This is a genomic window from Thalassobellus citreus, assembly GCF_044385915.1.
GTDB classification, from domain to species: Bacteria; Bacteroidota; Bacteroidia; order Flavobacteriales; family Flavobacteriaceae; genus Thalassobellus; species Thalassobellus citreus.
Genome location: NZ_JBISCC010000115.1, coordinates 138524 through 152587 on the forward strand (window position 1 = coordinate 138524; position 14064 = coordinate 152587).

A 14064-nucleotide genomic window follows, 5' to 3' on the forward strand; every position below is an offset into this window, starting at 1 on the left:
CTTATGTGTTTTTTAAAGCATAAAATTACTCATTTTCATCAGTAAAATCATCAATATCTCTTCTATCTTTTTTTGTTGGTCTACCAACGCCCTTTTTTCGGTAATAATCTTTCGAGTATTTTAACAGTTCTTGTGCATCAAATTGTTCTTTAGGTGTAGTGTCTGTTCTGTATAGGTCGACTAATTTCGCACCAACTCTGCTTTCTGGAATATCATTAACAGTTAATTTATAGTTTATTTGTTTTTTTCTCAAACCAATAATGTCTTGCGGGTAAACTTCTCTGCTAGGTTTAACAATGTCGTTATTTACTCTAACTTGTCCTTTTTTACAAGCAGTTGTTGCAAGTGTTCTCGTTTTGTAATATCTAACACACCATAAATACTTATCAATACGCATATAATTATTGTAAAAACTACGTTAATGTTGTTGTGCAAGATTGCATTAAAATTGTATCTTGCGACCTCAAAAATAAGCATTAAAGTAACATTAATACTTAGATAAGTACTTAAAAAGAATTATTATTTAGAGATGTTGTTTTTAGATTAAGAAAAAAAGTTAAGAATACGTATATGAAAATTAGAAAAATAGCTTTGTTAGTTTTAATAGTATTAGTTGGATTTGTATCTTGTAATAAAGATGATGATACTGTAGATCCTCCGGTTATTGAAATTAGAGATAGAGCAGAGCAACAAATAGCAGATAATGATTCTATTGTAGAATATTTAAAAACACATTATTATAATTCTAGTGAATTATCTGCTAATGATAATCCAAGTATTCAAGATATTGTTATAACTAAGTTTAGTACAGGTGCTGTTCCAGATGGAAGTACTTTATTAATGGATGCTATAGAAAAGAAAACTGTTAATTTTGCTGATACAGATTATGATTTTTACGTGCTTAAACTAAATCAAGGAGGTGGTATTGATTCACCATCATTTGCTGATGATATAAGAACGCATTATGAAGGTTTATTACTTGATGATACTGTTTTTGATAGTAGTTTAGAAGCTCCTTATGATTCTGATTTAATTACAGAAGTTGTCGTAGAAGGATGGAGAAGAGTTTTTCCGGATTTTAATACAGCTGAAAGTTTTGTTGAAAATAGTGATGGTACAGTTAGTTATTTAAATAAAGGTTTAGGGATTATGTTTTTACCTTCAGGATTGGCATATTTTTCTAATGCTACATCTGGTTTTGCAGCATATTCTCCTTTAATTTTTAAGTTTGAATTATTACAAATGTTAGAAAATGATCATGATGGAGATGGAGTTCCAACATACCTTGAAGATTTAAATGGTAATGGCGAACTTATTACTTTAGATCAATTAGCAGATGATGATACAGATGAAGACGGTACACCAGATTATGCAGATACCGATGACGATGGAGATGGTGTGCTTACAATAAATGAAGACCTTAATAATGATGGAGATCCTACAAATGATGATACAGATGGTGATGGTACTCCTAACTATTTAGATACTGATGATACAGCATCTAAGTCATAGATAAAACAGATAAACTCATAAAACAAAAAGCCTCGCATTAGCGAGGCTTTTTGTTTTATGAGTTAGTTTTACTTTAGCTTATAAAATTAAAGATAAACTTACTATTAATTGATCGGGGCGTGTATCTAGCCTACTAGTATTAATATTATTATTGTTTAAAAAAGAAGCTTCGTTTTTGCTAAACCCTCTCTCATACCTTAGATCAATACCAATTTTATTTAGATTTAATCCAATTCCGAAGTTTAAACCTACTGAAAAATCATTTTCAATATCATTAATAGCAATACCGTCAAATTCAGAATCTAGTATGTATTGAAATGATGGTCCTCCAAAAACACTAATAGGGCCTAAAACTTTTATTCCAACTAGCATTGGAGCATCAATTTTTTGCATTTTAAAGTTGTCATCATTATAATCACTCTTTGTACTGGTGTAAATAAGCTCTGGTCTAAAGTAAATTTCTTTTCCTATTTTCCCAAATAAACCAAAGTGGTAGCCTACATTTCTGTCTGGGTTTTGAGAGTTTGTACTAATAGATTCGAAATAATTACCGTTAGCATTGTAGTTTAATCCAGCTTTAAATCCAATACCTGTTGCAGTTTGAGCCATTGTTGTTGCAGGAATGCATATGGCTATCATTAAAATAAAAAATAGATTTTTGCCCATAGTACTTTTGATTCTAAAGTACTTCTGGAAGTTTTTTAAATTGTTCATAAATGTTCGTTTTAAGATTTCATTAACTATATCAAAAACGTTGCCAAACAAAAATTATTTCCTTTTTATTAATATTGATATCGATTCTTAGTTATTTATCTTTGCCAACTTATACGTTGATACAGATGAAATTTGAATTAAAAGCTAAAGATCCTCAAAGTAAAGCAAGAGCTGGTAAAATAACAACAGACCACGGAGTTATAGAAACACCTATATTTATGCCAGTTGGCACAGTCGCTACTGTAAAAGGAGTGCATCAGCGTGAGTTGAAAGACGATATAAATCCAGATATTATTTTAGGAAACACCTATCATTTATATTTAAGACCACAAACTAAGGTTCTTGAAAAAGCAGGCGGCTTACATAAATTCATGAATTGGGATAGAAATATTCTAACTGATTCTGGAGGCTACCAAGTGTATTCACTTTCAGATAATAGAAAAATAAAAGAAGAAGGCGTTCGTTTTAAATCGCATATAGATGGAAGTTACCATACGTTTACACCAGAAAATGTTATGGAAATTCAAAGAACTATAGGTGCCGATATTATTATGGCTTTTGATGAATGTACACCTTACCCATGTGATTATAATTATGCAAAACGATCGATGCATATGACGCATCGTTGGTTAGATAGATGTATTAATCATTTAGAGAAAACTCCTTTAAAGTACGATTATAATCAAGCTTTTTTCCCAATAGTACAAGGCAGTACATATAAAGATTTGAGAAAGCAGTCGGCAGAATATATTGCTAATTCAGGAGCTGTTGGGAATGCCATTGGAGGATTATCAGTTGGAGAACCTGCAGAAGAAATGTATGCTATGACAGATGTCGTTTGTAGTATTTTACCAGAAGATAAACCAAGATATTTAATGGGAGTTGGAACACCAATCAATATTTTAGAAAATATAGCGTTAGGTGTAGACATGTTTGATTGTGTTATGCCAACTCGTAATGCAAGAAACGGTATGTTGTTTACGGCTTATGGCTCTATAAATATTAAAAATTTAAAATGGGCCGAAGATTTTTCACCTATAGATGAAATGGGTATTACATTTGTAGATACCGAGTATAGTAAAGCTTATTTAAGACATTTATTTACAGTTAATGAATTGTTAGGTAAACAAATAGCAACGATACATAATTTAGGTTTTTATTTATGGTTGGTTAGAGAAGCAAGAAAACATATATTAGCAGGAGATTTTTATATGTGGAAAGAAAAAATGGTAAAACAAATGAATAATAGATTATAGGTGAAGATACTAGATTGGTACATATTAAAGCGTTATTTATTTACATTTGCTATGATGCTTTTGCTATTTATTCCTATTGGAATAACAGTACATTTAGCAGAAAAAATTGGTAAAATTCTTGAACAAGATGTACCTTTAAATGAAGTACTTTGGTATCTTTTGGATTTCACTATCTACTTTGCACACTTATTATTTCCATTGTTTTTATTTTTATCTGTAATTTGGTTTACTTCAAAATTAGCTAATAATACTGAAATTATTGCTTTTTTAAGTTCAGGCGTATCTTTTACTCGATTTTTAAGACCTTATTTAATAGGGGCTTTAATTGTAGCCATATTAGCTATTTTTCTTGGTTTGTTTTTGGCGCCAAAAGCTAGTCAGGGCTTTAACGATTTTAGTTTTAAATATTTTAAAAAAGGTAGAAGTCCTGTGGTTAAGAACAATGTTTTTAAGCAAATAAATGATAACGAAATTGTATATGTTAGCAGTTTTGATGATAAAAATAATATTGGATATAATTTCACATTAGAGCATTTTGAAGATAACGAGTTAAAATATAAAATTTCAGCGAGTACAATTAAGTATGTTGAAGCAGATACAACTTATAAGTTAACTAATTATTTTAAAAGAAATATTGGAGAAAGAGGCGATGAATTAGAAATTATTAGATCAAAAGATACACTTTTCGCTTTTCAGGTTAATGATTTGATACCCGAAGAATATGCTGCTGAAACCAAAACTTATGGCGATTTAAAGCGATTTATTGAAAAAGAAAAAGCGAGTGGTTCGCCTAACGTTGGTCGTTTTCAATTAGTTTTATATAGAAAGTGGAGTTTACCTGCATCTGTATTTATTTTAACTATTATAGCAGTTGCTGTTTCTTCTATGAAAAGGCGAGGAGGTATGGGAGTTAATTTGGCTGTTGGTATTTGTATAGCTATGGTTTTTGTGTTTTTCGATAAGATTTTTGGAGTTATGGCAGAACAGTCTGATTTTTCTCCTTTGGTGGCAGTCTGGTTTCCTAATGTTCTTTTTGGTATTTTAGCAGCATACCTTCTATATAATGCCAAACGCTAAACTTAAAAATTATTTCCATTTACATTTTCTAGTTTTCATCGCTGGGTTTACAGCTATTTTAGGAGATCTTATTACTATTGAAGCTATCCCTTTAGTTTGGTTTAGAATGGTTATAGCTGCTATTTTAATGTTCGTTTACATTAAAATAGCAAAGATTAAATTAAAAATAAATTTAAAATCACTTCTTAGGCTATCTATTGCAGGAATAATTATTGCTTTGCATTGGATTACTTTTTTTGCATCAATAAAAGAAGCCAATATATCTATAGCTTTGGCTATGTTTTCTACAGGAGCTTTTTTTGCATCTTTAATAGAGCCTATTATTTTTAAACGATCTATTATTAAGTATGAAATTGTTTTCGGAATTATAGTCGTTATTGGCGTATTTATAATAACCCAAAGTGAAATTAAATATCTAACAGGTATTATTTTAGGAATATCATCAGCTTTTTTTTCATCATTATTTGCAGTGCTAAATGGTAAGTTTTTAAAACAACATACGGCAACTGTTATTTCGTTTTATGAGTTCTTAAGTGGTGTTTTTTTTATTTCCTTATATATTATATTTTTTGGTGAAGGTTTTTCAGTAGAATTCTTCAATTTAATCCAATTAGATTTTGTCTATCTTTTTATTTTAGCATCTGTTTGTACAGCTTACGCATTTATTGCTTCCGTATATGTTATGAAGTTAATTAGTCCATATACAGTAGTTTTAACATATAATTTGGAGCCTATATATGGTATTATTATGGCACTTATTTTATTTCCAGAAAAGGAAAAAATGAGTACATCTTTTTACTACGGTGCAGCTATTATTATTGCTACTGTTTTATTAAATGGTCTTATAAAAAATAGTAGTATTAGAAAAAGAAAAGAATCTTAGCTGTGTATCAAAATTAAAGTTTTTATATTTGTAGGCTAACCAAATGATTTAAATAGCAAAACGAGATTCTTATGGAATACTTAGAATTTGAACTCCCTATAAAAGAACTTGAAGATCAACTTCAAAAATGTAGAATAATAGGGGAAGAGAGTGAAGTAGATGTAACAGAAACATGTACTCAAATAGCTAAAAAGCTTAAAGAAGCTCAAAAAGATATTTATAAAAACCTAACACCTTGGCAGCGAGTACAAATGTCTCGTCATCCAGAAAGACCATATACTTTAGATTATATTAAATCAATTTGTGGTGATTCTTTCTTAGAGTTACACGGTGATAGAAGTTTTAAAGATGACAAAGCCATGATTGGTGGTTTAGGTAAAATAGGAGACCAAAGCTATATGTTTATTGGTCAGCAAAAAGGTTATAATACAAAAACCCGCCAATACAGAAATTTTGGAATGGCTAACCCAGAAGGATATCGTAAAGCATTACGATTAATGAAATCGGCCGAAAAATTTGGAATTCCTGTTGTAACACTTTTAGATACTCCAGGAGCTTATCCAGGATTAGAGGCTGAAGAACGTGGGCAAGGAGAAGCTATTGCTAGAAATATTTTAGAAATGGCACGATTAAAAGTGCCTATTATTACTATAGTTGTTGGTGAAGGAGCTTCAGGTGGAGCTTTAGGAATAGGTGTTGGAGATAAAGTGTTAATGCTAGAGAATACTTGGTATTCTGTTATTTCTCCAGAATCATGTTCTTCAATATTATGGCGTAGTTGGGAATATAAAGAGCAGGCTGCTGAAGCTTTAAAATTAACCGCTCCAGACATGAAGAAGCTTAAAATAGTAGATGAAATTATAAAAGAACCTCTAGGAGGTGCGCATAGAGATAGAGAAAAAACATTCTTATCAGTAAGTAATGCTATTACTAAATATTTTGATGAACTAAAAAACTTATCACCAAAAGATTTAGTAACACAGCGTATGGAAAAATACGCACAAATGGGAGTCTATAAAGGATAATCCTTTTAAAACTATATCATGGTAAAATCTGAAGTTAGTAGCTTCAGATTTTTTTTATGGTTATTCACAGTATTTTTAAGTTATTAACAGTTAAATTGTTAACGAGTGGTTAACAATCAAAAACCCATTAATCTTTAAAAAAGATTTCAATTTTATTAACTTCGTAGTTATGAAACAACCCAACCCTGTTCAAGGATATAAAGTAGATAAAAGTACAATCATAAGTCTTGAAAAAGGCAAAATACCACCTCAAGCAATTGATTTAGAGGAAGTTGTGCTTGGAGCAATGATGATTGATAAAAAAGGGGTTGATGAAGTTATTGATATTTTAAGTCCAGATGCATTTTATTCAGAAAAGCATCAGCATATATTTGATGCTATTTTTCAGTTGTTTGAAAATAGTGAGCCTATCGACTTATTAACCGTTTCTACTCAATTAAAAAAGAATGCAAAGTTAGAGCAATCAGGAGGCGATTTTTACCTTATTTCTTTAACTCAAAAAGTGTCTTCTTCTGCACATATAGAGTTTCATGCACGTATTATTCTACAAAAATTTATTCAACGTAGTTTAATTAAAATTTCTAATGAAATTATTGAAGCTTCTTACGATGAAACTAAAGATGTTTTCGATTTATTAGATCAAGCTGAGACTAAATTATATGAAGTTACTCAAGGAAACATTAAAAAATCTAGTGAAACGGCTCAAGATTTAGTTATTCAAGCTAAAAAGAAAATTGAAGAAATTTCAAATAAAGAAGGTTTAAGTGGTATTCCAACAGGATTTACAAAATTAGATAAATTAACTTCAGGTTGGCAGCCTTCCGATTTAATTATTGTTGCTGCACGTCCTGGTATGGGTAAAACGGCATTAACATTATCTATGGCAAGAAACATTGCTGTAGATCAAAATATACCAGTTGCTTTTTTCTCTTTAGAAATGGCGTCAGTACAGTTAATAACGCGTTTAATTTCTAGTGAAACAGGTTTGTCTTCAGAAAAATTACGTACAGGTAAATTAGAAAAACACGAATGGGAGCAGCTTAATGTAAAAGTAAAGGGTTTAGAAAAAGCACCTTTGTTTATTGATGATACACCATCGCTTTCTATTTTTGATCTACGTGCAAAAGCCCGTCGTTTATCGTCACAGCATGGTATTAAATTAATTATGATTGATTACTTGCAATTAATGACAGGTGGTAGTAATCATGGAGGTAACCGTGAGCAAGAAATCTCGATGATTTCTAGAAACTTAAAAGCCTTAGCAAAAGAGTTGATGGTACCCGTAATAGCACTATCACAATTGTCGCGTGCTGTAGAAACTCGTGGAGGAAGTAAAAGACCTTTATTATCTGATTTACGTGAATCTGGAGCAATTGAACAAGATGCCGATATTGTAAGTTTCATTTATAGACCCGAGTATTATAAAATTGATGAATGGGATGATGATGAGCGTTCTCCAACCGAGGGGCAAGGTGAGTTTATTGTTGCAAAACACCGTAATGGTGGTTTAGAAAATATACGTTTAAAATTCATCGGGCATTTAGGTAAGTTTGATAATTTAGATGATTTTGATGCACCTGCTGAATTTCATTCTAAAATGAATGCTGCTGCAAACGACGATACATTTAGTGCCGATAATTATAAAGCAAGTCCAGATCAAGCTTTTGGTAGTTCGTTTAATGATGATGACGATAATGATGTACCTTTTTAGTAATTAATCTTCTGTTAAACACATGAGATAAAACTTAAATTTTAAGTATCTTTCAACTTGTAAAACAAAATTTTAGGTTGTTTCAAATACGGAATGACTTAGGAAACTTATAAAGTTTAGTCTCTATTGAAAAAGATATTTATCACCATATTATTTATATGCTTAGGTTTAAAAACTTATGCATCCTACGTACTTATACCAATGGATGTAGAAAGTCAAAAAAATCATTTAAAAGCCTACGGTATAACGTACTGGACACTCAATAAGAATTTAAAAGTAAAATGGTTGCTCAATTATAGAGGTGGCTCTTTTTTATTACCAGATACAGAAGCTATACAGCGTGAATGTCAAATTAGAGGAGTTTCTTTTGAAGTTTTATCTAATGCTAAAGCAGAAAGTATTTTAGAAGAAATAAGCAGTCCAAGTAAAAATATGGAAGCAGTAATTTTAGAAAAAGCACCTAAAATTGCTGTATATACGCCGTCAGGAAAACAACCATGGGATGATGCTGTAACTATGGTTTTAAAGTATGCTGAAATTCCTTATGAAACAGTTTATGATGAAGAAGTTTTAAATGATGGATTATTACTATTTGATTGGTTACACTTGCATCATGAAGATTTTACCGGGCAATATGGGAAATTTTATGGCGCATATAAAGCAGCATCTTGGTATATTAAAGAAAAACAGCAAGCAGAAGCTTTAGCTACAAAATTAGGATATAATAAAGTATCTGAAGAAAAATTAGATGTGGCTTTAAAAATTAGAGACTATGTTGTTGGTGGTGGTTTTATGTTTGCAATGTGTAGTGCTACCGATAGTTTTGATATAGCTTTATCTGCCGAAGGTATTGATATTTGTGAACCTATGTTTGATGGCGATGGAAGCGACCCGAGTTATCAAAATAAAATTGATTATAGAAAAACCTTCGCATTTACTAATTATACTTTAGAAAGAAGTCCTGCTGTTTATGAATTTTCATCTATTGATATGACTCGAAAAAGGATGATGATATCTAAAACAGTAGATTATTTTTCGCTTATGGAATTTTCTGCAAAATGGGATCCCATTCCAACCATGTTGTGTCAAAACCATACAGCTTTGGTTAAAGGGTTTATGGGACAAACCACTTCATTTACCCGAGATGAAATAAAATCGAATGTATTAGTACTAGGAGAAACAAAATCTAACGGAGAAGCAAAATACATTCACGGTATCAAAGGAAAAGGTTTTTTTACGTTTTATGGTGGTCATGATCCAGAAGATTATCAGCATAGAGTAGGAGATGCAAAAACCGAATTAGACTTGCATCCAACATCTCCAGGATATAGACTTATTTTAAATAATGTATTATTTCCAGCGGCTAAGAAAAAGAAACAAAAAACTTAATGATGAAGTTTTTTCAAAAACAAATAAAATTAAAAGCATATCCTAGAGGTTTTCATTTAATTACAGATGAAATTCTGAGTGCTATACCAGAAATTAGTCAAATAAATATAGGTCAATTACAAGTGTTTATTAAGCATACATCTGCTAGTTTAACCATTAATGAAAATGCAGATTATACAGTGAGAACCGATTTTGAAAGTCATTTTAATGTCATGATTCCAGAAAATGCGCCATATTATAAACATACCTATGAAGGACCAGATGACATGCCTGCTCATATTAAAGCATCTTTGCTTGGAGCATCTGTTCAAATACCAATTACTAATGGAAAACCAAATTTAGGCATTTGGCAAGGTATTTATTTATGCGAGCATAGAGATTATGGTGGTAGCCGAAATATTGTTATTACTGCCTTTGGGAATTAACTATTTTATAAAAGCCAGTGTCTTTAGCTGGTAAGTTGCGTTAAGGATTGCAGTGAAAAACCCACAGCGAGGTACGAGCGAGGACTTGCAACGGAAAGCCTGACCAGAGCGATTCCTGCAAGGTTTTTTCAACCTTGTAGGTTTGAGTGAAGGGAACGCCCAAAATAGAGCATAAAAAAATCCGATTCTTTCGAATCGGATTTTTTAATTAAGCGAATAATATGTTTAACAATAGGCGAAACGCCTTATTTTACTTTGTTTACTACAGCTTTAAAAGCCTCTGGGTTGTTCATAGCTAAATCTGCTAAAACCTTACGGTTTAATTCAATATCATTAGCTTTTAATTTCCCCATAAATTGAGAGTACGATAATCCATGTAATCTGGCTCCAGCGTTAATACGCGTTATCCATAATGCACGGAATGTTCTCTTTTTGTTTCTACGGTCTCTATACGAGTATTGCATCGCTTTGTCAACCGCATTTTTTGCTACTGTCCAAACGTTTTTACGACGTCCAAAGTAACCTTTTGCTTGTTTAAGAACCTTTTTTCTTCTGGCTCTTTTTGCTACAGAATTTACTGATCTTGGCATAATTTTAATTGTTTTTTTGTAGTAGGCGGTTTATATAAATAAACACTTTTTAATTTTTTGCCTAACTCCAGGGTTTATAATTTAATTTAACCGATTAAAACAAACGTTTATTTTAAACGCATCATTGTTTTAATGTTATTCTCATCTGCTTTGTGGACTAAACCATCATGCGTTAGAGCAAGCTTACGCTTTTTCGATTTCTTTGTTAAGATGTGACTCTTAAAAGCGTGCTTTCTTTTAATCTTACCAGTACCTGTTAACTTGAAACGTTTTTTGGCACTAGATTTTGTTTTCATTTTAGGCATTTTCTTCTCCTAGTTTTAATTATTTCGCTTAATTACCTTGTGCTGAATGTATTTCAGCATCTTATTTATATAAGATATATTTTAATTATTTTCTTGGAGTAATAAACATAGTCATACGTTTACCCTCTAATCTTGGCATTTGCTCTACTTTTCCTAATTCCTCAAGGTCTTGCGCTAAACGCAATAATAAAATTTGTCCTTGTTCTTTAAAAATTATAGAACGTCCTTTAAAGAATACAAAAGCTTTTAACTTGGCACCTTCTTTTAAGAACTTTTCTGCATGTTTTCTTTTAAATTCGTAATCATGATCATCAGTTTGAGGACCAAAACGAATTTCTTTAACAATAACCTTAGTCGCTTTAGACTTAATAGCTTTGTCTCGTTTCTTTTGTTCGTAAAGAAACTTTTTATAGTCCATAACTTTACAAACAGGAGGATCAGCATTTGGAGAAATCTCAACAAGATCCAATCCTTGCTCATCTGCTATTTTTAAAGCATCACGAGTATCATATACACCAATTTCAACATTATCTCCAACTAGACGTACTTTTGGTGATGAAATTTTAGAGTTAATCTTGTGTTTATCTTCTTGTATTACCCTTCTATTGGGTTGTCTTCTTCTACGTATTGCTATGACCTTATATTTTTAAGTTAGACTTATTTTTTAAAACGACTTTAGCGTTTTCTTTATTTCTGTTTTTATAATTTCAGAGAATGTTTCTACTGAAATCATTCCTAAATCTTCTCCACCATGCTGACGCACAGTTATTTTGTTTTCTTTCTCTTCTTGTTCCCCTATAATAATCATATAAGGATGTTTCTGCATTTCTGCTTCACGAATTTTCTTCCCTATAGTTTCATTTCTATGGTCTACAAGGGCGCGAATTTCGTCATTTTCTAGCAAATTTAAAACTTTTTCAGAGTATTTTTCATATTTCTCGCTAATTGACAAAATAATTGTCTGTACTGGCATAAGCCAAAGTGGGAAATTACCGCCTGTATGTTCTAGTAGTAATGCTACAAAGCGTTCCATACTTCCAAACGGTGCACGGTGAATCATAACAGGTCTATGTAGCTCATTATCACTACCTTTATACGTTAAGTCAAAACGCTCAGGTAAGTTGTAATCTACCTGGATAGTTCCTAGTTGCCAACGTCTTCCTAAAGCATCTTTCACCATAAAATCTAGCTTGGGACCATAAAAAGCAGCTTCACCAGTTTCTACAACATAATCTAAGCCTTTATCTTCTGCAGCATTAATAATAGCTTGTTCTGCTTTTTCCCAATTAGCAACATCTCCTATATATTTGTCTGGGTTTTCAGGATCTCTTACAGAAACTTGTGCCGTAAAGTTTTCAAAGCCTAACGATCCAAATACATAAAGTACTAAATCAATAACATCTTTAAACTCTTTATCTAATTGTTCTGGCATACAAAAAAGGTGCGCATCATCTTGAGTAAAACCTCTTACACGAGTTAAACCATGTAATTCGCCACTTTGCTCATATCTATATACTGTACCAAATTCAGCATAACGCTTTGGTAAATCTTTGTAACTCCATTGCGCACTATTATATATTTCACAGTGATGCGGACAATTCATTGGTTTTAATAAAAACTCCTCATCTTCTTTAGGTGTTTTTATAGGCTGAAAACTATCTTCTCCATATTTAGCATAATGTCCAGAAGTGACATATAATTCTTTTTGTCCAATATGAGGTGTCACCACCATTTCGTAACCTGCTTTTTTCTGTGCAGCTTTTAAAAAGTTTTCTAAACGCTCACGTAAAGCAGCTCCTTTTGGTAACCAAAGCGGTAAACCTTGTCCCACTTTTTTAGAAAACGTAAAAAGCTCTAGCTCTTTACCTAGTTTTCTGTGGTCACGTTTTTTAGCTTCTTCAAGCATTGCTAAATATTCGGTAAGCTCCTTTTGTTTAGGAAACGAAATACCATAAACACGAGTAAGTTGAGGATTGTTTTCATTTCCTCTCCAATAAGCACCAGCAACACTTAATATTTTTACAGCTTTAATAATACCCGTATTAGGAATATGGCCACCACGACATAAATCAGTAAAAGTAGAATGGTCACAAAAAGTAATCGTGCCATCTTCTAAGTTTTCAATCAACTCTGTTTTAAACTCGTTACCTTTATATAATGCCAAAGCTTCAGCTTTACTAGCAGTTCGCATTTTAAACTCATGTTTTCCACGAGCAATTTCTATCATCTTATTTTCAATAGACTTAAAGTCCTTTTCAGAAACCGTATGCTCTCCAAAATCTACATCATAATAAAAACCATTTTCAATAGCAGGACCAATAGTAAGTTTCGCTCCATCGTACAACTCTTCAATAGCCTGTGCTAACACGTGAGCCGAACTATGCCAAAAAGCAGTTTTACCTTCGTCATCCTTCCAGGTGTATAAAACTAAAGAGCCATCGGTGGTTAAAGGTGTAACGGTTTCAATCGTTGTACCATTAAAATTAGCCGAAATTACATTTCTAGCAAATCCTTCGCTAATGCTCTTAGCAACATCCATGGGAGTAACGTTTTCTTCAAACGATTTAACACTGCCATCAGGTAAAGTTATATGTATCATTAAAATAAATTAAAATCAGAGTGCAAAGATAATAGTATAAACAAACACATACAATATATATATAGTTATAATTTGATTTTTACGGGCGTTTCCCTTCGGGTCAGGCTTTCACTACTCGCTACCTCCTGTGGTCGGTGAGCTCAAACAATTAGCCTGCGGTGAGCGCAGTCGAACCGTTCAATCCTTAACGCGGGCATAGCTTCATGGCTTGTTTTGTAAAATAAGTAATAGTTACATCCAATGTTATGTACAAAGGCATTCTTATAAGTAGGAGTGAAGTATGTAATAAGATATATAGGTCTCAAAATAACATCCTTATTATATATAGGTCTATCATTAATATATATGAAGAACTATATTATGAAGTAGAAATTATTTAAGAAACAACCACTCTAGCACCTAAACGAGTAAACATAAACAGGTATTAGTAAAGTGTCAAACATTAAAGTTGAATCAAACCCTAAATTTTTCTTAGTATAACCTACAGAAAATAAGTCAGTTAAAGAGAGTGTAAAAAAAAGGTTAAAAAAAGGGCAAATAAATGTTGTTTAGGAAAGGAAAAGGTTTGTATATTTGCA

14 protein-coding genes are annotated in these 14064 nt (G+C 31.8%); 8 read left to right on the plus strand and 6 right to left on the minus strand.

What is annotated here, in order from left to right:
- Positions 1 to 25: 25 nt before the first annotated feature.
- Positions 26 to 397, minus strand: coding sequence for an RNA-binding S4 domain-containing protein (locus tag ACH5TX_RS03895; RefSeq protein ID WP_439338230.1), 372 nt, complete (start codon positions 395 to 397; stop codon positions 26 to 28).
- A 173-nt stretch (positions 398 to 570) separates the two neighbouring features.
- Here ACH5TX_RS03895 and ACH5TX_RS03900 point away from each other — a divergent pair, with 173 nt between their 5' ends.
- Positions 571 to 1512: an FKBP-type peptidyl-prolyl cis-trans isomerase gene (locus tag ACH5TX_RS03900; protein WP_439338231.1), complete on the plus strand. Its 942-nt coding sequence runs from the start codon at positions 571 to 573 to the stop codon at positions 1510 to 1512.
- Positions 1513 to 1590: 78 nt separating this feature from the next.
- Here the strand turns inward: ACH5TX_RS03900 and ACH5TX_RS03905 are convergent, their stop codons facing one another.
- A complete protein-coding gene (locus ACH5TX_RS03905) occupies positions 1591 to 2178 on the minus strand; it encodes an outer membrane beta-barrel protein (protein ID WP_439338239.1) in 588 nt (195 codons plus the stop codon).
- Positions 2179 to 2351: 173 nt separating this feature from the next.
- Between ACH5TX_RS03905 and tgt the strand changes: the two genes are divergently transcribed.
- The 7 genes from tgt (at position 2352) to ACH5TX_RS03940 (ending at position 9992) form a co-directional block, all read left to right on the plus strand.
- The gene (gene tgt, locus ACH5TX_RS03910) at positions 2352 to 3482 is read left to right on the plus strand and encodes a tRNA guanosine(34) transglycosylase Tgt (protein ID WP_439338232.1); all 1131 of its coding nucleotides are present in this window, start codon (positions 2352 to 2354) and stop codon (positions 3480 to 3482) included.
- The gene (locus ACH5TX_RS03915) at positions 3483 to 4559 is read left to right on the plus strand and encodes an LptF/LptG family permease (RefSeq protein WP_439338233.1); all 1077 of its coding nucleotides are present in this window, start codon (positions 3483 to 3485) and stop codon (positions 4557 to 4559) included.
- Complete coding sequence (locus ACH5TX_RS03920) at positions 4546 to 5442, plus strand: DMT family transporter (protein WP_439338234.1); 897 nt, start codon at positions 4546 to 4548, stop codon at positions 5440 to 5442. The genes ACH5TX_RS03915 and ACH5TX_RS03920 overlap by 14 nt, the downstream gene beginning before the upstream one ends.
- A 71-nt stretch (positions 5443 to 5513) precedes the next feature.
- Complete coding sequence (locus ACH5TX_RS03925) at positions 5514 to 6467, plus strand: acetyl-CoA carboxylase carboxyltransferase subunit alpha (RefSeq protein WP_439338235.1); 954 nt, start codon at positions 5514 to 5516, stop codon at positions 6465 to 6467.
- Between the two features lie 169 nt (positions 6468 to 6636).
- Positions 6637 to 8178, plus strand: coding sequence for a replicative DNA helicase (gene dnaB, locus ACH5TX_RS03930; protein ID WP_439338236.1), 1542 nt, complete (start codon positions 6637 to 6639; stop codon positions 8176 to 8178).
- 201 nt (positions 8179 to 8379) lie between these two features.
- Positions 8380 to 9567, plus strand: a complete 1188-nt coding sequence (locus ACH5TX_RS03935) for an asparagine synthetase B (RefSeq protein WP_439338240.1) — start codon at positions 8380 to 8382, stop codon at positions 9565 to 9567.
- A 2-nt stretch (positions 9568 to 9569) separates the two neighbouring features.
- Positions 9570 to 9992, plus strand: coding sequence for a secondary thiamine-phosphate synthase enzyme YjbQ (locus tag ACH5TX_RS03940; protein ID WP_439338241.1), 423 nt, complete (start codon positions 9570 to 9572; stop codon positions 9990 to 9992).
- A gap of 245 nt (positions 9993 to 10237) precedes the next feature.
- On the opposite strand, the gene rplT is transcribed toward ACH5TX_RS03940, so the two are convergent.
- From rplT to thrS, 4 genes are all read right to left on the minus strand, one after another.
- Positions 10238 to 10582: a 50S ribosomal protein L20 gene (gene rplT / locus ACH5TX_RS03945; protein WP_439335066.1), complete on the minus strand. Its 345-nt coding sequence runs from the start codon at positions 10580 to 10582 to the stop codon at positions 10238 to 10240.
- Between the two features lie 107 nt (positions 10583 to 10689).
- Positions 10690 to 10887: a 50S ribosomal protein L35 gene (gene rpmI, locus ACH5TX_RS03950; RefSeq protein ID WP_415862833.1), complete on the minus strand. Its 198-nt coding sequence runs from the start codon at positions 10885 to 10887 to the stop codon at positions 10690 to 10692.
- Positions 10888 to 10972: 85 nt separating this feature from the next.
- Positions 10973 to 11482 (minus strand): translation initiation factor IF-3, encoded by a 510-nt coding sequence (gene infC, locus ACH5TX_RS03955; protein WP_439335340.1) that lies wholly within the window; start codon positions 11480 to 11482, stop codon positions 10973 to 10975.
- Positions 11483 to 11551: 69 nt separating this feature from the next.
- A complete protein-coding gene (gene thrS, locus ACH5TX_RS03960; protein ID WP_439338237.1) occupies positions 11552 to 13486 on the minus strand; it encodes a threonine--tRNA ligase in 1935 nt (644 codons plus the stop codon).
- Positions 13487 to 14064 lie beyond the last annotated feature (578 nt).